Origin of the sequence: Acinetobacter terrae, assembly GCF_002135195.1 — a bacterium.
Classification (GTDB): domain Bacteria; phylum Pseudomonadota; class Gammaproteobacteria; order Pseudomonadales; family Moraxellaceae; genus Acinetobacter; species Acinetobacter terrae.
Genome location: NZ_NEGF01000011.1, coordinates 16,453 through 37,664, shown reverse-complemented (window position 1 = coordinate 37,664; position 21,212 = coordinate 16,453). Strand labels below are relative to the sequence as shown.

Annotated in this window: 23 protein-coding genes; 6 read left to right on the top strand and 17 right to left on the bottom strand. The window is 40.4% G+C overall.

From position 1 onward, the window contains the following. Positions 1-64: 64 nt before the first annotated feature. Positions 65-625 (bottom strand): RBBP9/YdeN family alpha/beta hydrolase, encoded by a 561-nt coding sequence (locus tag B9T23_RS12045; protein WP_228145926.1) that lies wholly within the window; start codon positions 623-625, stop codon positions 65-67. Between the two features lie 210 nt (positions 626-835). Next, positions 836-2,242 (bottom strand): signal recognition particle protein, encoded by a 1,407-nt coding sequence (gene ffh / locus B9T23_RS12040; protein WP_086194263.1) that lies wholly within the window; start codon positions 2,240-2,242, stop codon positions 836-838. 138 nt (positions 2,243-2,380) lie between these two features. Here ffh and B9T23_RS12035 point away from each other — a divergent pair, with 138 nt between their 5' ends. The 4 genes from B9T23_RS12035 to B9T23_RS12020 all read left to right on the top strand — a co-directional run bounded on the left by B9T23_RS12035 (position 2,381) and on the right by B9T23_RS12020 (position 5,764). Then, entirely contained in the window at positions 2,381-3,187 is an 807-nt protein-coding gene (locus B9T23_RS12035; protein WP_067726540.1) for a cytochrome C assembly family protein, read from the top strand. Positions 3,188-3,492: 305 nt separating this feature from the next. Next, entirely contained in the window at positions 3,493-3,735 is a 243-nt protein-coding gene (locus B9T23_RS12030) for a DUF7946 domain-containing protein (RefSeq protein ID WP_456049119.1), read from the top strand. A 95-nt stretch (positions 3,736-3,830) separates the two neighbouring features. Beyond that, positions 3,831-4,277, top strand: coding sequence for a hypothetical protein (locus tag B9T23_RS12025; RefSeq protein WP_086194261.1), 447 nt, complete (start codon positions 3,831-3,833; stop codon positions 4,275-4,277). A 551-nt stretch (positions 4,278-4,828) separates the two neighbouring features. Further along, complete coding sequence (locus B9T23_RS12020; RefSeq protein WP_213033040.1) at positions 4,829-5,764, top strand: tRNA dihydrouridine synthase; 936 nt, start codon at positions 4,829-4,831, stop codon at positions 5,762-5,764. A gap of 36 nt (positions 5,765-5,800) precedes the next feature. Here the strand turns inward: B9T23_RS12020 and B9T23_RS12015 are convergent, their stop codons facing one another. From B9T23_RS12015 to rpe, 7 genes are all read right to left on the bottom strand, one after another. After that, on the bottom strand, positions 5,801-6,454 hold the full coding sequence (locus B9T23_RS12015) for a nuclease-related domain-containing protein (protein ID WP_086194259.1): 654 nt from the start codon (positions 6,452-6,454) through the stop codon (positions 5,801-5,803). Positions 6,455-6,509: 55 nt separating this feature from the next. Continuing rightward, on the bottom strand, positions 6,510-6,989 hold the full coding sequence (locus B9T23_RS12010; protein ID WP_086194258.1) for a methylated-DNA--[protein]-cysteine S-methyltransferase: 480 nt from the start codon (positions 6,987-6,989) through the stop codon (positions 6,510-6,512). Positions 6,990-7,024: 35 nt separating this feature from the next. After that, the gene (gene sugE / locus B9T23_RS12005; RefSeq protein ID WP_086194257.1) at positions 7,025-7,342 is read right to left on the bottom strand and encodes a quaternary ammonium compound efflux SMR transporter SugE; all 318 of its coding nucleotides are present in this window, start codon (positions 7,340-7,342) and stop codon (positions 7,025-7,027) included. 234 nt (positions 7,343-7,576) lie between these two features. Continuing rightward, positions 7,577-8,488, bottom strand: coding sequence for a copper resistance protein B (locus B9T23_RS12000; protein WP_086194256.1), 912 nt, complete (start codon positions 8,486-8,488; stop codon positions 7,577-7,579). Next, a complete protein-coding gene (locus B9T23_RS11995) occupies positions 8,475-10,373 on the bottom strand; it encodes a copper resistance system multicopper oxidase (RefSeq protein WP_086194255.1) in 1,899 nt (632 codons plus the stop codon). The genes B9T23_RS12000 and B9T23_RS11995 overlap by 14 nt, the downstream gene beginning before the upstream one ends. Before the next feature lie 45 nt (positions 10,374-10,418). Further along, positions 10,419-10,871: a hypothetical protein gene (locus B9T23_RS11990; RefSeq protein ID WP_086194254.1), complete on the bottom strand. Its 453-nt coding sequence runs from the start codon at positions 10,869-10,871 to the stop codon at positions 10,419-10,421. A gap of 396 nt (positions 10,872-11,267) precedes the next feature. Then, positions 11,268-11,954, bottom strand: a complete 687-nt coding sequence (gene rpe, locus B9T23_RS11985; RefSeq protein ID WP_086194253.1) for a ribulose-phosphate 3-epimerase — start codon at positions 11,952-11,954, stop codon at positions 11,268-11,270. 189 nt (positions 11,955-12,143) lie between these two features. Here rpe and B9T23_RS11980 point away from each other — a divergent pair, with 189 nt between their 5' ends. Next, the gene (locus B9T23_RS11980) at positions 12,144-12,419 is read left to right on the top strand and encodes a DUF2218 domain-containing protein (RefSeq protein WP_086194252.1); all 276 of its coding nucleotides are present in this window, start codon (positions 12,144-12,146) and stop codon (positions 12,417-12,419) included. Positions 12,420-12,460: 41 nt separating this feature from the next. Here B9T23_RS11980 and fghA read toward each other — a convergent pair whose 3' ends face one another. The 7 genes from fghA to B9T23_RS11945 form a co-directional block, all read right to left on the bottom strand. Continuing rightward, positions 12,461-13,297: an S-formylglutathione hydrolase gene (gene fghA, locus B9T23_RS11975; RefSeq protein ID WP_086194251.1), complete on the bottom strand. Its 837-nt coding sequence runs from the start codon at positions 13,295-13,297 to the stop codon at positions 12,461-12,463. A 12-nt stretch (positions 13,298-13,309) separates the two neighbouring features. Then, positions 13,310-14,722 carry a C13 family peptidase gene (locus B9T23_RS11970; protein ID WP_086194250.1) on the bottom strand — a complete coding sequence of 471 codons (1,413 nt, stop codon included), beginning with the start codon at positions 14,720-14,722 and terminating at the stop codon, positions 13,310-13,312. Positions 14,723-14,845: 123 nt separating this feature from the next. Then, positions 14,846-15,664 (bottom strand): class I SAM-dependent methyltransferase, encoded by an 819-nt coding sequence (locus tag B9T23_RS11965; protein ID WP_086194249.1) that lies wholly within the window; start codon positions 15,662-15,664, stop codon positions 14,846-14,848. Beyond that, on the bottom strand, positions 15,658-16,482 hold the full coding sequence (locus B9T23_RS11960) for an undecaprenyl-diphosphate phosphatase (RefSeq protein ID WP_086194248.1): 825 nt from the start codon (positions 16,480-16,482) through the stop codon (positions 15,658-15,660). Before B9T23_RS11960 ends, B9T23_RS11965 begins: the two co-directional genes overlap by 7 nt. A gap of 12 nt (positions 16,483-16,494) precedes the next feature. Then, complete coding sequence (tsaB, locus tag B9T23_RS11955; protein ID WP_086194247.1) at positions 16,495-17,160, bottom strand: tRNA (adenosine(37)-N6)-threonylcarbamoyltransferase complex dimerization subunit type 1 TsaB; 666 nt, start codon at positions 17,158-17,160, stop codon at positions 16,495-16,497. 131 nt (positions 17,161-17,291) lie between these two features. After that, entirely contained in the window at positions 17,292-17,822 is a 531-nt protein-coding gene (locus B9T23_RS11950) for a gamma carbonic anhydrase family protein (RefSeq protein ID WP_086194246.1), read from the bottom strand. An 18-nt stretch (positions 17,823-17,840) separates the two neighbouring features. After that, complete coding sequence (locus tag B9T23_RS11945) at positions 17,841-18,458, bottom strand: NUDIX hydrolase (protein ID WP_086194245.1); 618 nt, start codon at positions 18,456-18,458, stop codon at positions 17,841-17,843. Between the two features lie 126 nt (positions 18,459-18,584). Here B9T23_RS11945 and B9T23_RS11940 point away from each other — a divergent pair, with 126 nt between their 5' ends. Continuing rightward, positions 18,585-19,133, top strand: coding sequence for an NUDIX hydrolase (locus B9T23_RS11940; protein ID WP_086194329.1), 549 nt, complete (start codon positions 18,585-18,587; stop codon positions 19,131-19,133). A 66-nt stretch (positions 19,134-19,199) separates the two neighbouring features. Here B9T23_RS11940 and filF read toward each other — a convergent pair whose 3' ends face one another. Then, positions 19,200-21,212 carry a putative pilus system protein FilF gene (filF, locus tag B9T23_RS11935; RefSeq protein ID WP_086194244.1) on the bottom strand — a complete coding sequence of 671 codons (2,013 nt, stop codon included), beginning with the start codon at positions 21,210-21,212 and terminating at the stop codon, positions 19,200-19,202.

The window sequence follows — 21,212 nt, the reverse complement described above, 5'->3', positions numbered from 1 at the left end:
AATTCAATCACTTACTTAAAAATACAAATGGCTTTTCAAGTGCATTAATGATGTAACAAAGGTTTCAGGACATCCCAGACTTCTTTAAAATCATTAAAACCATCACTTTGCATAACATAAAATGCCCCGCATGCTTCACCTCTTGCATCTGGGCATTAATAAAGTGCCCTAACAGGACAGCTTTAGGCGGAGACACATAAGGATCATTGCAGGAAAATAGTAAAAACCGGGTCGCAATCTGTTTTTGCAAAATGGCCATGTCTAACTTTGCCTGCCGAATAAAACCATCCAGTTCGGGCAATGCGGTTAATTTATCTTTAAAACCGGCAACCAAAATCAGCCCTTTAATTTGAGTCTGGCTGAGTTCCTGAGTTAAAAAATGCAAGCTCGCAAGACACCCCAGACTATGCGCGACAATAATGCTTTCCGGATCTAATTTTGGCATTTGCATCTGTAACGCTTGTTGCCATATTTGAAAATTAGGCGCGTTTGCATCGGGTAGTGTCAAACGTCTTGCAAGATGACCTGAATGTTGGACCTGCTGGCTGAGCCATGGAAACCAATGATCATTCGGCGATTCCTGATCACCATGCACGATATAAACTTTCTTCTGAAGTTGTGACATGTCTTTTCTTCTTGTTATGGACAATTTTATTATGGTTTTATATTTATCCTATTTCATAATAATAGGTAGAGTTGTTTTGTATTTCTCATTTTAATTTTATTTAACCTACAAATTCACAAACATTATTTTCAAGTTTAGAAAGCACTAAATGATCTGATAAAAAACAAAAAAGGCGCCTATAGCGCCTTTTTTACGATGAGAAGTACAATCTTACTTCTTATCGTTTCCACCGAACAATGGTCCCATACCGCCACCACCGCCGAATTTATTTTGCATACCGCTCAATGATTTCATCATTTTTGCCATACCCGATGGATTAGCAAATTTCTTCATCATTTTCGCCATTTGCGCATGTTGTTTAATCAGTTTATTGACTTCAACAACTTCCATACCACAACCCGCTGCGATACGTTTTTTACGGCTCGGGTTCATCAGGTCTGGATTACGGCGTTCTTTAATGGTCATCGACTGGATAATCGCTTCCATTTTTTTCACTTGCTTTTCAGGATTGGCTTGCGCAATCGCATCTTGAATACCTGAATTGCTCATGCCAGGCAACTTGTCCAAGAAGCCCATCATGCCGCCCATTTTGTTCATTTGCTCAAATTGCATCAGCATATCTTCAAAGTTGAAGCTGCCGCCTTTTTGCAATTTTTTCGCCATTTTTTCGGCTTGTTCTTTGTCGATCTTGCGTTCAACTTCTTCGACTAAAGAAAGCACGTCCCCCATACCCAGGATACGTTGTGCAATACGCTCAGGATGGAATGGCTCTAGGGCATCGAGTTTTTCACCCATACCCAAGAATTTGATTGGCTTACCAGTAATGGCACGAACAGAAAGTGCCGCACCACCGCGCGCATCACCATCGGTTTTGGTCAGGATCACACCGGTTAAAGGTAGCGCATCGTTAAAGGCTTTTGCAGTATTTGCCGCATCCTGACCGGTCATAGCATCGACTACAAACAAGGTTTCAGTTGGGTTAATGGCTGCGTGAAGCTCTTTAATTTCGTCCATCATGTCGTCATCGACATGCAAACGACCTGCTGTATCGACAATCAGCACATCAGCGAACTGAATTTTTGCTTGTTCAATGGCACGCTTGGCAATGGTAATTGGTTTTTCGTCAGCGCTCGATTCAAAGAAAATTGCGCCCACTTCGCCTGCAACAGTTTGTAGCTGTTTGATTGCCGCTGGACGGTAAACGTCGGCAGAAACCATGGCTACTTTTTTCTTTTGGCGTTCTTGTAAGAAACGTGCAAGTTTTGCGGCAGTGGTGGTTTTACCCGCACCTTGCAAACCTGCAAGCAGTATAACCACGGGTGGTTTTGCTGCGAGGTCGAGGCTTTCATTGGCCTCACCCATCATTTTTGTGAGTTCGTCATGGACGATTTTTACGAATGCCTGGCCCGGTGATAACTGAGTCATCACTTCCTGACCCAATGCTTCTTCCTTAACTTTCGCGATGAATTCACGAGTTACAGGTAACGCAACATCGGCTTCAAGAAGTGCCATACGTACTTCACGTAACGTATCTTTAATATTGTCTTCGGTTAGCTGCCCTGAGCCAGTAACATTTCTTAAACTCTGCGTGAGTCGTTCTGTTAAGGTATCAAACATTGCAAAATCCGCTTAAAATTGCCAGTTGCAAAAAAATCTTTCTTAAAATAGAAAATTTATGCATAAGATGCTATAGGATACTGTAGTTCACGTAGAATTTATATAAATGAATATTCAACATCCTGAAAAAGGTTTGACATGATCAGTCTCCCCTTGGTTTACACGATCTTAGCATTAATTTCTTATACCACATCTTTCTGGTATTTGTTTATTCACTTAATGTCAAAACGTGATCCGAACCATTGGTTTGTAGGGCTTGTACTCGGTTTAGGGTTATTGCTACATGCGGGTGTTTTGTATAACGATATGCTGACACCTTTAGGTGTAAATTATGACGTATTTCTCTTAGTGTCATTTACATCGGGTCTGATGTTATTGCTGAGTTTAATCTTTAGTACTTACCGCCCCATTTTGGCATTGAATTTACTAGGTATTCCAGTTGCTGCGACCGGCTTAATTTTAGGTTTTGCCTTAAGCAAACCCAATCAGGTGATTGAACAACACTCATTAGGCTTAGACATTCATATTATTTTGTCTTTATCGGCCTATGCCGTTCTGTTGATGGCAACCATACAAGCAGTGATTCTGTGGTTCCAAGATCGTGAATTAAAGAACAAGCAAAAAAGAATTTGGGTCAATTTACTGCCTTCATTCCAAGCCATGGAATCTTTGCTGTTTGATCTCATTATTACCGGTTTTATCTTGCTGACATTAGCTTTAGGTTTTGGTTTTTTCACTATTGAAGACTTTTTTGCCCAACATTTAGCCCATAAAACTGCCTTTAGTATTATTTCCTGGTTTGTCTATGGATCGCTGCTGATTGGTCATTATAAATTTGGCTGGCGTGGTCAGAAAGCGATTCGCTTTACCTTGATTGGTTTTATGCTGCTGGCGATTGGTTTTATTGGTTCCAAGTTTGTACTGGAAATGATTTTGGGGAAATAAGCACCTTTTTTCATTTGCTTAATACCAGACACGGAACAATAATCAGATAGTTAGTGCGAAATATGACAAATCAACAAAAAGCTCAATCTTTATGATTTGGGCTTTTTCCCACACAATAAACCAATGATTTAAAAAGAATAAATTGATAATTTCGTATAACGTGTATTATGTTAATTTTAACCAAATTAAAATAAAAGATTTGATTTTGTGACAGTCTAACCTAAAAGTAATATATTGATTAATCTTGTTTTATTTACGATATTTATAGCAGTATGACTTCAAAAACTACAACGCTTAAATTTTAAATTGCATATCAACATGGTATCGCTGATCAACACCATCTTGATATGTACGATGCTGCTATATCTTATTTAGGTTTTGCTAAAGCACTAAATATTACAATTGGAGCAATACTTAATAAGCAAGTTAAAGTCAAAGGTAATAACACCGGTGGCATTAAAGTCTATTTAGAAACATCCAAAAAAGGAATTTTTGAACAGCTCGTTACTATCATTATTGAAAACCCACTAATACTATCGCTACAGTAATTTTAGGAACATCAGGTTCTGCTCTATGGGATGGTATTAAATTTGTCTGGGGTGGGCTATTAAACCAAGTTCAGCCAAAGCCATCACAAAAAATAATGGATAGAATTGAACCAATTTTAGGAGAATTACACCAAGCTCTGGAAACTCCTTTACAAGAAGCACATCGCCCAATAACAAATGATAAAGATCTAACTGTGGAAGTTTCTTGCGGACGTAAACAAGGAACTATCAACTTCGATGATTCAACATTAAAAGTAATATCTGAAAAAAGATCAGATAAAATCGAAGATGGTAAAATAGGAAATGTAACTAAATATAATAATATCAGCCATATAGGTAGATATTATGATGAGGATTTAGATAAAACGATTCCCTTCCATTCAGAAGCCTTATCTAAATATGAGCAAGAACTACTAACATGGTCACTTCATGAATCAAATAAAGATATAAATAAAGGAAAGTTGAAAATTTCAGCAATACCAATAAAAACGGTTACAGGAAAACTCAAAAGATATGATTTTGTAGATATAGAAAAAGCTTAAACGATAAATTGTATTTTTCTGTTGAGAATACCTTACGAATATTAAGTCTATTTAACATAATGGTGCTTATACGAAACGCAATTGAAATAATATTTTAATATCAACAAGTTAAGATAAAAAGTTGAAAGATCAGCAAAATTCCGGCTTGGAAACAAGTCGGATTTTTTTAAACAGTTCTAATATTTTTTGCCAATTAAACTGATCGTTATTCAATCAAATTGAAACTTAGTTCAATGTTCCCTACATTCCCAGGGTAAAAATTATCCGCAATTTCTGCGGATAAAACAGGAATAGTTTTTAGCCAGACGTGCATCCTGTTAATGCCAATACAATGGCGCAAATTAATTAAATTAATTTTAATGAATAAATTAAGTATTTATTACATCTGCTCATGATTGAATGATAAAAACCACTTGGAAAAAAATTGTTAAACAGATTTAAAATATAAATCCTTAAATCACAAGCGTAGACCATTGCAATTCAAGACCTAAGCTAGACATCCTGCCTAAAAAAACGTATAACCCTGTTTTTCTTTATACAGGTCTAACACTTTGAAACTTGTTCTTGCACCCATGGAAGGTTTAACTGATCCCATCATGCGTGATGTACTCACTCATGTCGGCAGCTTTGACTGGTGTGTAACCGAGTTCATTCGTGTGACCGACTCTGTGCTTCCCGACCATGTCTATCATAATTACTGCCCTGAATTACTGAATGATGGCAAAACCGCTGCTGGTACACCTGTCCATGTGCAGTTTTTGGGAAATAACCCTGAAATGCTGGCAGCCAATGCCATTCGTGCGGTGGAACTGGGTGCCCCTGCCATTGATATGAATTTCGGTTGTCCTGCAAAAACGGTAAACCGTCATCGTGGTGGCTCAGTATTATTGGATGAACCTGACGTAGTACATATGCTGGTCAAAGCCGTTCGAGATGCCGTACCGAGTCATATTCCAGTATCTGCCAAAATGCGTTTAGGTTATATGGATCGGAATTTCACCCTGGAAAATGCCCACGCCATTGAAGATGCCGGTGCAGCTTGGGTTACCGTCCATGCTCGCACCAAAGCTGAAGGTTATACGCCCCCTGCATTTTGGGATCAGTTACAACCCATTCGTGAAGCACTGAAAATTAATGTGATTGCCAATGGTGAAATTTGGACCAATGCAGATGCAAAACTATGCCGCCTAGAATCAGGCTGTGAAGATTTGATGATTGGTCGAGCTGCTGTGACTACACCCGATATCACACAATGTATCCGCAAAAATACCGATGAACCACTTATTAACTGGGATGAGCTTTTAGACTTACAAATCCGCTTTTTAAATGGTCCCTATAAAAAAGAAATTAATATGGTCGGACGCTATAAGCAGTGGCTCGGCATGATGTCTAAACATTATCCTGAAGCTAAAGAATTGTGGAATGAAGTGAAACGCATCAAAGCTTTGATTGAAATTATTGAAAAATTAAATGTCTTAAAGCAGTAAATAAAAAGCCTTTGAATATTCAAAGGCTTTTTTTATTTAGCTATTTTGTTTACGCTGTTTTAAATTTTCCACATGTATTCGATTAGTTTTCCAAGACTTTTCTAAAACTTCTTTTTCGATTCGTAATTGAATCCGTTTCAGTTTCATCGCAGGAATGACCTCCTCTTTAAAGTTTTTCACATAATCCACCCATGCTGCACCACGAAATACATTAGCTGGCATATCGGTTTTAAACTCACAATCAGGCATAAATACAACGATTGAATGCAAATATTCAGGGCCAATAATATCTGCCAATACCTGTTCTAACACCTTTTGGTGTTTATAATTTTGATGCAATGGATTTTGAAATTTATAGCTCTTTTTAAAGATTTTCTGCGTCCACATTTTCTGGCGTTCACTACCGAAAACCCAGCCTTTATAATTTTTAGTTTCAATAATAAAGATGCCGTAGGGACTTAATAAAATATGATCAATTTGGGTCGTTCCCGCTTGTTCATCCGGCAAAGTACAATCATTTAATAAAATATATTGAGGGTCTTTCAAATAGAGTTTGACCTGTAGAGCTACCGCCAATTCACCAACTTTTCCCTTAATAAAGGGTTTAAAGGCTTTGATGATAGCTATTGCAACAAAAGCAAGAATGACCCACCAAAAAGTTGAAAATAACTGACTTAATATTGTTTCCATAATTTTATAACTTATTAAAATTTATAAGGAACAATAACAGTTTTTTCTATTTAAATTATTGTTTCTCTAAACGGAGTAAAATATCCTTATTATCCAAACCACCTGCAAAACCCACCAGTTTGCCATTTGCACCTACTACCCGATGGCACGGTGCAATAATCGAAATTGGATTTTTTCCATTCGCGGCACCCACAGCACGAACCGCTTTTACATTGCCAATCTGTTCGGCAATATCTCGGTAACTTCGGGTTTCTCCAAATGGAATGGTCAACAAAGCTTGCCATACTTTCTGTTGAAACTCGGTTCCTTCAAAATCCAAAGGCAAATCAAATTGCTGTCGTTTTCCAGCAAAATATTCAGTTAACTGCTTTTGGGTTTCCAACAAAATCGGATGATGCGTTTGTTCGATCAATTCGGCTAAACGGACACGTTTGGGATTTTCATTTTCCCAAAGTACCGCGACTAAAGCCGTTTCATGAGCGACCAGTTTTAAAGTACCGACAGGAGAAGCCATTTCCATAAATGCCAGTTTCATCGTCTTCTCCTGCAGTGAAATAAATGGTCCAGATTTTATGATGATGACAGTTTCATCAACACTAATCCAGAAATAATCAGTACCGCTGCCAACATACGCATTGCTGACGCTGGCTCACCTAAAATAAAGATTCCGATCAAGAACGAACCCACTGCACCAATGCCTGTCCAAATCGTATAGGCTGTACCGAGCGGCAAGGTTCGCATAGCATAAGCCAGCAAAGTAAAACTTAAAATCATAAACACCAAGGTAATAATACTCGGCGTTAGACGTGTGAAACCTTCTGAAAGTTTCATTGCATACGCCCATACAATTTCAAAAATACCGGCTAAAATTAAAACCATCCAAGCCATGACGACTATGCTCCACCTGATTAGGGTCAGGTCGTCCTGACGAATTGTCTTGGTATAGATATCAATAAGATTGCACCAAGGGAGGTCGTTCCTCCTTTAATTCATTATTATATAAATGATTGCTTTAAATTAGTGCGGATTTTACATTTTTTGACCAATCTATCGCGCTAAAAACACCCAAATAAAAATACGACTGGTGCTCACCAATCGTATTTTTTTGATCACAATACTCATCTAAAATTTAAAACGAATACCTGCGCCATAGAGCCATTCATCTTTAGAAGATGATTGTTGCTGCAAAGCTGTTTCTTCATTCCCCTTGTTATAGCCATATGCAACATCAACAAAAGGCATGACCTTTTTATTGATTTCATACCGCGTTTCCAGACCCAGTTGCGCGGTATTTAAACCCGACTTTTTGGCATAGTTTGAGTCATCACTGAAAATGACATTCAGATCCAGATAAGGTTTAAGAATCAGTTTTTGGGTCAGCAGCAAATCTCGCTCGGTTTCCAACGTGAATGACACTTGCTGATCCTGTCCCACAAATAAATAGGCATCAGTTTCAAAGAAATAGGGCGCCAAGCCATCAATACCGACTATGGCACCCACCTGCTCCTGATCCACTTCACGATTCTGGTTATTCAAATAACGTAGACCAGCTTGTACATCCCAAAAATCACTCACCATACGACTATATAACACTTTGGCATCATATTCGGCTTGCTCTGATTCAGCCCGATCTGCATGGACTTTGATAAAAACCTTGTTTTCATCCGTGCCAATTCGGGTTTCCAGTTCCGACTTTAAAATACCTTTGCCATCATCATTGCGTAACCATTTACTTTCAACCGTGGTTTGCTGATAAATCTGTCCACCATGCTCTTTGATATGCGCAGCATGATCCGCCTCATCTGAACTGGATTGCTCCTGTTGTAGGGATTGCATCGGTTTTTCTTTAACCGCAGTCGTTGCTACTGCTGACTCTGTTTGATGCTGTGAATAATCGTCATGCACTTCAGTAGATTGTCCAGACTGCTGTGGCATCGGCATAGAATGGTGCTGTTCCTGCGCAACACTTTGCCCGCTCAACAACAGTAATGAGGCACTCAATGTGCTCATGGCAAATAAATTAATGATGTGCATGTGAATCTCCTTGCTGAGCTGGACTTGGAGTAGATGTTGGAATTGATGTTTTACCTCCATCCACATTCGCAACAACCAGTTTACTCATCATCCCAGATGACATGTGATAAAGCAGATGGCAATGGATTGCCCATTCCCCCACCTCATCCGCAGTGAGCAGTGCAGTAACTGTCTTACCCGGTGGCACAATCAAGGTATGCTTGTTGGGCAGGTCTGATAATGCCTGTCCATTTTCCAGTTGCATAAACATGCCATGCAAATGCATCGGATGCGCCATCATGCTGTCATTGATAAATTTCAAGCGAATGCGTTCACCATACTTGACCTGCAAGGGTTCAACTTCGGTAAATTTCTTGCCGTTAATGGTCCAAATATAACGCTCCATGGTGCCACCCAAACGGACTTCCAATTCACGTTCTGCAGGACGGCTATCGGGTTGTGGAGTGAGCGATTTCAAATCACTATATTGCAGTGCCTTATGTCCTGCCGGAGTGGACGCATTTGCCCAGCCTTCAACAGGTTTATTGCTCTCCACTAATGGTTCCGCTACTGCATGTGCAGAATGATTCATTCCTTGTTGTGGTTTTGAATCAGACTTTGCTTGATGTTGTGAATGGTCATTCGTCTTAGTGTGGTTCATTTGCGAATGATCCATCGTCGCTGAATCATGTTTCATCTTGGAATGATCCATCTTTGAATGATCCATGGCTTGATGATTTATTTGACTTGAGCTTGGTGGATGAGCACTTTCTTGACTGGTGTTCATCTGAGCGTGATTCATATCAGCATGATCACCCGATGATGAGCCATGTCCCATATCTTCCATTGTCAGCAAGGCACGTGGACGCGGTTTGGGCAGAGTAACGCCATGTTTTGTTGTAGCCAATTCATTGTGCAATGTGCCAATCGCAAAACCGCTACGATCGATTGACTCGGCCTCAATTTGATAATGATCAGCTTTCGGCTCGACTACAACATCATAGGTTTCTGCAGTACCGATTCGAAACTCATCGACTGGCACTGGTTTAACTGGCTGCCCGTCAGCACTCACTACGGTCATTTTCAAGTTGGGAATACTGACATCATAAAATGACATGGCGGAGGCATTAATAAAACGTAAACGGACTTTTTCATTCGGCTTAAACATGCCGGTCCAGTTTTGTTCAGGTGTTTTGCCATTAATCAAAAAGGTATAACCGGTAACATCGGACAAATCGGTTTTCAGCATGCGCATTTGATTCCACATGGAACGATCTTGCCAGGTATTTTTTAGTCCATCACGCTTAACTTGCTTCAACACGTCGGCCACAGTTTCACGTTGATCCTGATAGTATTCTGCTGACTTTTTCAGGTTCTTCAGGATCTGTTCACCCCTCGACTGGTGAAAATCGGACAACATCACCACATAATCACGCTCGGCTTGTTCATGCGCTGCAACTGGCTTTTTATCTTTGGGATAAATCACCAGTGCGCCATATAAACCATCCTGTTCCTGTCCTTTGGAATGTGCGTGATACCAATAGGTTCCGTTTTGACGTACCTTGAAACGATAGACAAAATCCGCCTGTGGCTTAATGCCCTTGAACTGGTTAAACCCCGGCACGCCATCCATCAAGCCAGGTAGCAATAGACCATGCCAATGAAGGGAGGAATCCTGGGTTTTAAGATTGTTATGCACATGAATAACGGCGTCATCACCTTCTTCAAATTCTAGAAGCGGTGCCGGAAACTGACCATTGACCGTGATGCGTTTTAAGGGCTTGCCGGTGATATTCACCATCTGTTCATCAATGTTCAGATGATATTCTTTGACCGCAGCAAATGCCCACGATGATGACACTAAACACACCCCAACTAAGAGGCTTTGAGTTAATTTAATTGACATGAGTTAACCTGTAATTTAAAAATAAAAATGTTTTTTAAATCAAGATTAAGCTTTAGGAGGACGTAAGATTTGTTGCCAGAAGCCGGTTAAATGCTGGGCTGAATAATCAAAATTGCGCTGTGGATGTTCTTGAACTTCTTCTAAATGTACTAAATCGGATATTTGTGAATCCAGCCAGACCGTTAAACTCTGACAATGCAACTGTACGCAATCATTACAACTAAAATGCTGTTGCTGATCGGTCATGGCTTGATGACAATCTTGATTATGCGCTGCTTTTACATGTTCTGAAGAATGTTGCATATGAGGTTCAACACTCACCGAATCATGGCAACCCGACATTGCGGTCATTTCTGCATTGTGACGATGATCAACACTCGCTTCATTCATCATTTGCTGATGCATAGGTTTTGCTGATGCAAAGGCAACACTACTCCACCCGATGGCAAAAACCATCAGGAACACAAACCAAACCTGTTTGCGTAATGAAGTCAGCAAAGAATCATCCTTTCGCCAGTCCAGAATAAAATATAAATCATTTTACTTCGATTTATATCTAACAGCATAACCAAGAACAAAGTTATACACAATTCTTTAAATTTATACTCAACAATGCATCGTTCGCTATTTTCATGCACATTAAAACAATAAAGTTATTTTTTAAACAGGCTTACTTATAAGCACAGATTAATAAACAACCATATATTTTAATACCTTAACCCATTAAAAAAGGACTCAATTGAGTCCTTTTTATACATTTAATGTCTAATTATTAAACTATTGCTCTACAATCGTTTACAAACTAATCAAGTTATCCATACAGTTATCTACACAGATATCCATATGGTTATCCATAAAGTTATCCACAACTTAGGAGCGATTAATTAGAGAATATTAGAGATTTACAGCGCCTACTTTTGCAAGTTCTGCACGCATTTCATTAATCACAGCTTGATAATCCGGTTTACCGAAAATCGCTGAACCAGCAACAAACATATCTGCACCCGCTTCTGCAATTTCACGAATATTGGCAGGTGTTACGCCCCCATCCACTTCCAAACGGATGTCACGACCTGAAGCATCAATGATTTTGCGTGCTTGACGAAGTTTGTCTAAAGTCATTGGAATAAATTTTTGACCGCCAAACCCTGGGTTGACACTCATCAATAACACTTGATCGACTTTATCCAAAACATAATCCAGATAATGCAAAGGTGTTGCCGGGTTAAACACTAAACCTGCTTTCGCACCACCGGCTTTAATCAACTGTAAAGAACGGTCAATATGGTCGGTTGCTTCTGGGTGGAACGTAATAATGTCCGCACCCGCTTCCAAGAAATCGCCAATCATACGATCGACTGGTGAAACCATCAAATGCACGTCAATCGGTGCTTTAATCCCATATTTTTTTAATGCTTTACACACAGCTGCACCAAACGTCAGGTTAGGGACATAATGGTTATCCATCACGTCAAAATGTACGACATCTGCGCCAGCAGCGAGCACATTTTCAACTTCTTCGCCTAAACGAGCAAAGTCAGCAGATAAAATTGATGGTGCAATTAAATATGGCTTGGACATGGGGAGAACCTGGCTATGTATTCGAATTGATTTTTCGCATTATAACAAATTGAACCTTGCTGCTGTGATTCAATCCTGATTCGATTCTATTTATTCGGCATTCCAAATCTGCAACATTACGTTCCAATTTTTAACTTTAGCTATTTTTTTAATCTGTTATGTTGATATCACACCACAAGGTAAATGAGAATGAAAAGCAATACCCAAATTACCACATCAGAAGCCGCCCGTATCGCCAAGCGTTTACTCAATCATTGGAAACATAAATTTGACGTTGCTGAAACTGACGGCGATTTTAGTATTTTTATGCCGGATGCAACCGTGAAGCTGATGCCACAGTCAGAAGCATTATTGGTCTCGATTGATAGCTCGCTAGAAGACTTGAGTACTTTAGAAAAAGTCGTTCTCGATCATTTAAGCCGTATGGCAGAGCAAGAATTTACCGCAACATGGCAGCATCAATAAAAAAGGGAGAATCATGTTCTCCCTTTATTTCTACTTAAGCATCATGCTTCAAGTTGCACAGCATGAAATTGCAAATGATCATCGATAAAACTTTGAATAAAATAATAACCATGATCATAGCCTGCGTGTTCACGCAAGGTCAGTGACTGTCCCACTTGGGCACAAGTCTGTTTAAATAATGCCGGATTCAATTGCGCGTAGAATTGATCTTTCGATCCTTGATCAATCAAAATCTCTGTAAACAATGCCCCTTTTTCTTGAATCAAGGCAGTCGCATCATGCTTTAACCATTCATTTCGATCTTCACCAAAATAATTCGAAAAGGCTTTTTCACCCCATGGGCATTGGCTAGGTGCACAAATTGGCGCAAAAGCAGAAACTGATTTAAATTTTTCAGGATATTTCAGTGCCAGTGTCAATGCACCATGTCCGCCCATGGAATGTCCGAAGATTCCCACTGCATCCGCTTGTACTGGAAAGTTCTGAATGACTAAATCATAAAGCTCATCAACAATAAAGCTTTCCATTTGATAATGTTCAGCCCACGGCGCTTGGGTGGCATTAATATAAAAGCCTGCACCTTGACCGATATCCCAAGAATCGCCTTGCGCAACATGCTCACCTCTTGGCGAAGTATCAGGACTAATCAGGATCAAACCCAGTTGAGCTGCCAAACGTTGCGCATGCGCTTTAATCGCGAAGGTTTCTTCTGTACAGGTCAGACCGGCTAAATAAAAAAGTGCTGGACATGCTTGACCGGTTAAAGCCTGAGGGGGCAAGAAAATGCCAAATTTGGTTTGTCCTTTGAGAACATTAGAATTAAAAGCATAAATTCGCTGTTCACCATCAAAGCATCGATTATGTTGGATTAATTCCATGTCTATTTTTCCTTATTGTGTTTGAACACTTAATTGGGGTATTTCTATCTTCGTCTCTGTTTTTGAGGTCACTGGAAATAATCGTTGTTCCAATTGCGGCAACATAAATTCCATATTCTTACCAATCGACCATTGGGGTTCGGACGCTTCAAAACCCTGCGCCTTTTCCCATTGCGCCACGGTGTCTTTGGTTTGCTCAAATGCGGCACTCACAGAGGTCTGTTCACGCATAGCCTGATCAAAGAATGCACGCCCAAAATACGTATAATCCGCTTCATTTGAACAACCGAAAGATGCTCGATCTGCGGCAGATGCGGTAATAATTAAAGTATTGTCATCTTGTAAGGCTGGAACAAAACTGCCTGAATAACATGCAGAAATCACAATCACGCGCCAGCGAATCCCCGACTTGTCCAAAGTCTCTTTTAGCCATTTTGGATCGACATCGTTTAGATCTATCGGTGCATTTTCCATCTCAAACTGATTCGGTAAACCATGTGAGGTCATGTATAAAAATAACACATCACTTTCACGGTTCATCTGCTGACCTATTCGACGTAAAGCCATCTCCATACTGGTACGCGAAGCAATCGGAGTTTTTGTACGGGTCTCAGGATTATTCACCAAGATGAGTGAACGACCAAAGGTTCCAAAGCGTGTATCAAACTGTTCCTTAATCCGCTCGACTTCCGACTTAAACACGTCTTGATAACCTGCGCCTGCTACCCCTAAAAAATACCAATGCGATTGTGTAAATTCACCATACTGAACATCTTCCAGAGATTTATTCAGGACACGGCTTTGCGCATAAAAGGCATCTTCGGCAAACGTTGGTGGTGTTTCTTCAACTTTCCAGATCGGCTGGCTTTTGACCGACATTTGCCAGACCACCAGGGTAAAAAGCGTTGCTGCAACAATCAGTCCACGCTCCCACCAAGGCCACTTTAATTCACGTGAAAAAACCCAGACTACGGCCAAACTTTGCCAAACAAACAGCACCATGAATATCATCGGTAAATAGTCATAGAAGATGTAAGGCAATACATCGATATAACCCAAATACTGAATCAGACTTTGTAATAAGGCGATATGCGTATCCAGTACCAGCCACAATAAGGCCGGCACCAACATCAAACGGGGATTATTAATACGTTGCGAAAGGAAAATACCGACAATCAGCGCAATAAAAGGCCATAAGGCATAACTGATCAAGCCTTGAGGATTAAACTCCCCCACTTCCCCTGAACTTAACCAACTAAATAAACTGTTGGCACTGCCGCCTAAAATTCCCCAAAAAATCAGTTGTAAAATTGAAGGGCGAACAATTTGTAAAGACCGACGTGATCCCAAAAAGAGCCACATCCCTGCAGTTTGGTTGCTTTTAAAATCATGCCAAAAATTGATGGAGGGTTTAAAGTCGATCATAGGATTTAGGGTTAGCTGTAGCTCGCTGATTCACTGTGTAAGTTTATGCTTGATGGAAGTTTTATCAATGCTGCTTTGGCACTATATAACAAATTAATGCACAATATTGAAGCAATTACCAAACTACTCTACAAGATGATGCTGAAAGTAGGCATCAAAACGACAAGCATCGCCTTGCCATTGATGATTGGGTTCCTGATCAGCCAAATATACGGCTAAACGAGGACGTTTTACTACAACTCGTTTTGCTACTTTTTGTGCCAAAATCAATAAATTATCACCCAGATCCATTTCACCATCTTCAGGTAATAACATATGCAACAATTGCATCTGCTTTTTGACTTGGGCCTGCTTTTTGATGGCTTGCTGGTTTTGATCACGTTGTGGAAACATCGGGTCGAGATAGACGACATCAACCACAGCATTTTTTTCAGCTTGATGAATTAAATAGTCGGCAGAATCGGAAAAAATCAGATCAATCCGGGCTACAACCGAACTTAAAAACGGATCGCTTTCAGCATTGCTTTTGGTATCTTCAAGCAAGGTAAATAAAATCGGATGTCGCTCAACCAAGGTGACATTAGCACCTAAATGCGCCATCAACAAACTGTCATGCCCCAGACCAGCAGTCGCATCGATCAAGCTGGGCTTTTCACCGAGATTACATGCTCGTGCAATCATTTCAGATTTTAATGACGATCTTTTTAAACGTGGAACTTCCGCTTTCCAGTCCGGTTGCATCTTCATGCCATTGGCACACAGCCAAAGTCCGGACTCATCTACACATAAAGCCAACTCTGGATTAAAACGCAAAAATCGGGCATTGAGCTTTTCAATGATTTCAAGATTTACCTTCACTCCACGAGAAGAAAGCACAGCAGAATACTGCTGTGCTTTCTGTTGAAATTCTTGTTCTACAAATAAGCGGATGTCGCTTACCATAATTTCCAGCCTGTAAATGCAAAGAGTAAGATTAAAAGACCCGAGGCAATACGATACCAAGCAAAGACCATAAAATCACGTTTTGCGACATAGGCAACCAATACTCGAATTAGAATCAAAGCCGAAACAAATGAAACCAGAATCCCTGCTGCAAGGACAGTCCAATCTTCAGTACTTTGGAATACATGATAGCTCTGATAAAGATCTAAAAGACCTGCACCAATAATCACCGGTATCCCGAGGAAGAAAGAAAATTCAGTGGCCGCTTTACGTGATATCCCCAAGAACATTGCACCAATAATGGTTGCACCAGAACGTGAGGTTCCCGGAATTAACGACAGCACTTGGATTAAACCAATCCACATTGCTTCTTTATAGCTGATATTCTCGACTTCTTCGGCATTCACTTGAGGTGGATTTTTTTCAATCCAGATAATAATGAAACCACCCACGATCAAGCCAATCGCAACCGCAATATCATTAAATAACAATTCTTTGACTGCTTGTCCAAAGGTGAGACCAATCAGTACGATTGGAATTGAAGCCATAATCAGGCTAAACCCCAAACGGCGACCTTTGGGTTCACCGGTAAACATACCCGTAGCTGCACCCCACAGACGCGCCCAGTATTCATAAATCACTGCTGCAATCGCGCCCATTTGAATGGCGATCACGAATACATCACTTTTTTCTTTGGTCCAGAAATTCATTAATTCGGAAGCGAGAATTAAATGTCCGGTACTTGAAATAGGTAGAAATTCGGTAATACCTTCAACAATACCCATAATTGCCGCTTTCAGCAGCAGTAAAAGATCCATACAAAATCCTAATTATGATTTGCCTTGTTCTGGAATTTTTTTCCAAGCGTTATCACGTAAATATACAGGTAATGCCTGTTCAGCACTGACCCATTTTTTTTGCTCGACATCTGCGCGCGCAATGGTAGCAATATCTTGCGCAGTCGCACTTAAGTCTTTGTATTGTATTTGTTCAGGCTTAAGCAAAGCTGAACCAGAACCCACAAGTTCAAATTTAACCACTTGGCTGGCATCATCGTAATTTAACAGTTGCTCTTCATCCACAGCCTGCATAATGTCCTGTGAATTTAACTCAAAACTCGCAATGTAAACTTCTTTCATCCGTGCATCGAGTACCGCTGTCACGGCGGTTAAACCTGCAACACGATATGCTGCCTGAGCCAAAGCTTGTAAGCTTGAAACAGGAACAACGGGAAGGTCATTTGCCCATGCCAAGGCTTGAGTCACCGCTGCATTAATCCGTACGCCACTAAAAGAACCGGGACCACGGCTAAATGCGATTGCAGTTAATTCAGATGCAGATAGACCAAGCTGTGTAAATGCCTGCTCAATCATTGGGAGAATCGTTTGCGTTTGTGCTTTTGCTCGCGCATCTAATTGGAAAAATAATTCTTGGGTTTCATCTACAATAGAGACGGAACACTGCTCATTGGCAGTTTCCAATGCCAGCAATTTCATGCACAACCTTAATTAATTTAAATGTAAAAAACGACGCATATCATACTCCACTCATCCGCGCTAGGCGAGATTTTCCATCTGAGGAATACAAAAAAGCCTATCGCCAGCTGGGCTGAATAAATCCGTTCAAATTACAGTTCAACTGCTTCCAGGTTCTGAAAATTCTTAAAATGTTCTGCGTAGTGCATGGCACTCATTTTTAATTTAACTTCAGCAGCCTCATCTAAGGTTTTCACTATTTTCCCGGGTGAACCCATCACTACAGAATTATCTGGAATAACTTTGCTTTCAGGAATTAACGCATTCGCCCCGATGATGCAATTTTTACCAATCACCGCATGATTTAAAATGACCGAGTTAATGCCAATTAAAGTGTTATCCCCAACGGTACAACCATGCAAAATCGCTTGATGCCCAATCGTGACATAGCTGCCAATATGCATATCGATTCCAGCATCGGTATGTAAAACTGCATTTTCCTGAACATTGCTAAAATCACCAATTTTGATTTTGCTGTTATCACCACGGATCACTGCACCAAACCAGACACTGACCTGTTCCCCCATTTCAACTTGACCAATCACCGTCGCATTTTCCGCTACCCAGCCATCCCAGGGCTGGTGTGTTGCTTGAGGTGCATATCCATTAAATTTGTACATCATGTGGTGATATTCCTTGATCTATTTATTACGTTTAATCTTATTCATATGAAATGCTGGAGAATTTACTAAAAATGGCCATTCCTTTTGATAATCCAAACCATACTGAAACAGTGAAACCAGCATCCGTGCAGTTAAGCCCCAAACGATTTCGTTTTCCACACGCATACTGGGAAAATATAAAGACTGCTGTGCATAACGCACTTCATAAGGAATGGGCGGTGCCTTCATTAGACTACTGAGGGATGCAAAGAAAATACGATCAATTTCAGTCGGTTGAGCAATCAATTTGACTTCGGCTGGAATCAACCCAACGACAGGTTTCACCAACATACCACTGCGTGCTTTTTGCATGGGTAAATCACCCATTAATTGCACATCAAATGGATTTAATGCTGTCTCTTCATAAGCTTCACGTAATGCAACCACGATATTACTGGTATCTTGTGGGTCTCTTTTCCCTCCTGGAAATGAAACCTCTCCAGCATGATTGTTTAAATATAAAGAACGTCGGGTAAGCAGAACTTTTGGATCAGATTCATCTGTAATCGCTATTAATACAGCAGCGTGTGCCGGTTTGACCCGTGTGGAAAAACGTAATCTTTGCTGTAACGATTGTATTAATGAATGGTCATCCATACCTCTACTCTCCCATCATTTATTCTTGGTTTCATCATAGCTGAATTTTTATTCTAAAAGATAGAAATGATGCCAAAGTTCAATTTTTCAGTTATGCTGATCACACCTTTATCATTGACGATGAATATGAATTTCTGTGTAATTTGTGGACATAAAACAACGGAAAAAATCCCTCTCGGCGACCATCAGTTACGTCGTGTTTGTACAGATTGTGGCAATATTCATTACATCAATCCTAAAGTCATTTGCGGGGCACTGGTTCTCTGGGAAAATAAAGTTTTAATGTGCCGCCGTGCCATTGAACCGCGTTATGGTTTATGGACGCTGCCTGCCGGCTATATGGAATTATTTGAGACCATGGAGCAAGGTGCAGCACGTGAAACCCGTGAAGAAGCCGAAGCTGAAATCGATATTGAACAGCTCTACTGTATGTACAATATTCCACGGATCGGGCAAATTTATGTGTTGTTCAAAGCCAATTTAGTCGATGGTCAATTTGGCTCGGGTGAAGAAACTATTGAAAGCCGCTTATTTAGCGAAGATGAGATTCCTTGGTCGGAACTGGCCTTCCCAAGCGTAGAACGCACCTTAAGACATTATTTTGAAGACCGAAAAACCAATCAATTTGACATGCATCTAGAAACCTTAGGTTCACGCCTTGACCATACCGGTTAATCGATAAAATAAAAAAATATAGACCATAAAAAAGCCCCTCATCTGATGGGCTTTTTTATATCGCCATTATTTGGTTTTCACTTCATAACATGGTGCAGGATTAAATTGAATGCTACCACCAGTGAATTTTGCCCACTTTTTCGCATCTTCGTCGGCTGAATCAACCGCGCTATAAATGCTTTGGAAGCTGGCAAAACTGTTTGCCCATTTTACATCACTATCCGCTGAATCTTTAAAAGGCACGTCATCCGCAGCGGGTTTACCACCTGACCTCATCGCCAATAAGCGATTTAAGTTTAGTAATGCACCACCAATCACAATAGAATCACCCGAATTTGGAGAGGTCTGAATACTCGAGTTCATACCAATGAGCGCACCATCTAGGCTTTGGAACACTTTGTCAGCCAAGATCATACGAATTGAGATTTTATTGCCATCAGTGCCAGAGCTAGTAAATGCACGACCAGTGGTTCCAATGCGGTACTGTTGCACATTGTTGTCATCAATCATGCTACTACCCAGTACATCCGCACCACTACAACCATTTGTGCCTGTCGACATATCGATAATTGTGCTAGAGGAATCTGGAGCCGTAGGAGGCTTGTCTTTCATATTGGTACGAATATCGCCATTCTGGTCAATCACAATACCCAGTTTCACGGTATTCACCGAAGTATCGGTAAATTTAAAGGTCAAGTCTGCATACAGTGGGAAGATATACGCCCCCCTGCTGACATTATTTTCCGATTTGAACACTTTGCTGTCTAAATAGGTGATTGGATAAATTTTATAAAGGTCGAGGGTGCCCTTAAAGCTTTCACTGTTGATCTGTTGTTGCCATAGACCGTAATTTTTCTTGTCTTCTTCGTTGACTTCTTTTTTACCTGTCAACAGTTTATAAAAACGCTCTTTACCTGCAATCATATAGTCATTGAACAATTTACCCTGTGTCACGATCAGTGGCTGTGAATTGATATCAGCCACATTAAATTGGAAACCCGGTTGCGTGGTTAAATCCGGATTGTTGTTAATCGCTTTGGTAATTGGATTAATCCAGCTGTCTTGTGGCAGTGCCGTCATTTGTACAGGTTTAACTTTACGGATCAATTGTGCATTTACACCGCCAATACTGGTCACATCGTTCTCAGCTTTACCACGCCATTGTAAACCACTACCAAAGGTTTTGCCTTGACGATCTGTCATCACAATAAAGTGTCCCAATAAATGCGTTGCTGATTTATCTTCAGCCTTGCATTCTTCCTTATTACAGCCCACCAAACCTTCCGTACCACTTAAAGCACTACCCAGGACTTCCTTACTAGAAAATAGTGAAAATTCAGGCTGATACACTGCTGCAGTCGTGATACGCATCAATTGAGTAATGACATCAAAAGCATCGACATTAGAGACTTTAGAAATATCCACCCAAGGTTTGACTGCATCGGTAAAATCTTTATCTGAGAAGCCTTTAAATTGCTCTGTCGTGATTAATGAGGTGATTTGCTCTAATTTTTTACGGTCTGCATCACTAATACTGATCGGCTGAATATCACGTGCATTGACAATTTGCTGACTTTGTAAGCCCACTGCTTGAATCAAACGTACCAAACGAATGGCTACTTTAACCGTTGCATCATCAGGTGATAATTTTTGCGCAGCTCTGCCTTGAATTCCTGCTGCAATATCCAATAGGGTTAAACGCGGTAATTGCGCTACGCTGACATGGGCAATATTACGCAATGGCATTTTGCCTAATTCAATTTTCTTGTCTTTTTCACCGCGTAAAAAGAAAGTAATTTCATCGGTATCCTTACATGCACCAGTTGCCGCACCTCCATTTGGATCAAACAGTATAGTAAAGCGGTTCTTGGTATCACTACTACAAGTGAAATTTAATCCGTTTAATGGATAATCTAAGGCAAATTCAACACAGCCTGATGTCCTCGGTTTACATGAACCGTTGGCCGTACTTTCATCATACACTTCAGGGGTCACGTTGGCACTTTCTCCGCCACAGCCACTTAAAGCCATGACTAATGCAGTTACTGCAAAAGGTAATTTATATTTATTTATGTTCAT

What these genes read in the sequence shown, in the direction of transcription:
- B9T23_RS11945 (WP_086194245.1), bottom strand. Translation starts at nt 18,458, where the DNA reads ATGGATGACCATTCATTAATACAATCGTTACAGCAAAGATTACGTTTT.
- B9T23_RS11950 (WP_086194246.1), bottom strand. Translation starts at nt 17,822, where the DNA reads ATGATGTACAAATTTAATGGATATGCACCTCAAGCAACACACCAGCCC.
- B9T23_RS11965 (WP_086194249.1), bottom strand. Translation starts at nt 15,664, where the DNA reads ATGGTAAGCGACATCCGCTTATTTGTAGAACAAGAATTTCAACAGAAA.
- B9T23_RS11970 (WP_086194250.1), bottom strand. Translation starts at nt 14,722, where the DNA reads ATGATCGACTTTAAACCCTCCATCAATTTTTGGCATGATTTTAAAAGC.
- fghA (WP_086194251.1), bottom strand. Translation starts at nt 13,297, where the DNA reads ATGGAATTAATCCAACATAATCGATGCTTTGATGGTGAACAGCGAATT.
- B9T23_RS11940 (WP_086194329.1), top strand. Translation starts at nt 18,585, where the DNA reads ATGAATTTCTGTGTAATTTGTGGACATAAAACAACGGAAAAAATCCCT.
- B9T23_RS12025 (WP_086194261.1), top strand. Translation starts at nt 3,831, where the DNA reads ATGGATAGAATTGAACCAATTTTAGGAGAATTACACCAAGCTCTGGAA.
- B9T23_RS11980 (WP_086194252.1), top strand. Translation starts at nt 12,144, where the DNA reads ATGAAAAGCAATACCCAAATTACCACATCAGAAGCCGCCCGTATCGCC.
- B9T23_RS12035 (WP_067726540.1), top strand. Translation starts at nt 2,381, where the DNA reads ATGATCAGTCTCCCCTTGGTTTACACGATCTTAGCATTAATTTCTTAT.
- B9T23_RS12010 (WP_086194258.1), bottom strand. Translation starts at nt 6,989, where the DNA reads ATGAAACTGGCATTTATGGAAATGGCTTCTCCTGTCGGTACTTTAAAA.
- B9T23_RS12045 (WP_228145926.1), bottom strand. Translation starts at nt 625, where the DNA reads ATGTCACAACTTCAGAAGAAAGTTTATATCGTGCATGGTGATCAGGAA.
- sugE (WP_086194257.1), bottom strand. Translation starts at nt 7,342, where the DNA reads ATGGCTTGGATGGTTTTAATTTTAGCCGGTATTTTTGAAATTGTATGG.
- ffh (WP_086194263.1), bottom strand. Translation starts at nt 2,242, where the DNA reads ATGTTTGATACCTTAACAGAACGACTCACGCAGAGTTTAAGAAATGTT.
- tsaB (WP_086194247.1), bottom strand. Translation starts at nt 17,160, where the DNA reads ATGAAATTGCTGGCATTGGAAACTGCCAATGAGCAGTGTTCCGTCTCT.
- B9T23_RS12015 (WP_086194259.1), bottom strand. Translation starts at nt 6,454, where the DNA reads ATGGAAACAATATTAAGTCAGTTATTTTCAACTTTTTGGTGGGTCATT.
- B9T23_RS11960 (WP_086194248.1), bottom strand. Translation starts at nt 16,482, where the DNA reads ATGGATCTTTTACTGCTGCTGAAAGCGGCAATTATGGGTATTGTTGAA.
- B9T23_RS12000 (WP_086194256.1), bottom strand. Translation starts at nt 8,488, where the DNA reads ATGCACATCATTAATTTATTTGCCATGAGCACATTGAGTGCCTCATTA.
- filF (WP_086194244.1), bottom strand. Translation starts at nt 21,212, where the DNA reads ATGAACATAAATAAATATAAATTACCTTTTGCAGTAACTGCATTAGTC.
- rpe (WP_086194253.1), bottom strand. Translation starts at nt 11,954, where the DNA reads ATGTCCAAGCCATATTTAATTGCACCATCAATTTTATCTGCTGACTTT.
- B9T23_RS11995 (WP_086194255.1), bottom strand. Translation starts at nt 10,373, where the DNA reads ATGTCAATTAAATTAACTCAAAGCCTCTTAGTTGGGGTGTGTTTAGTG.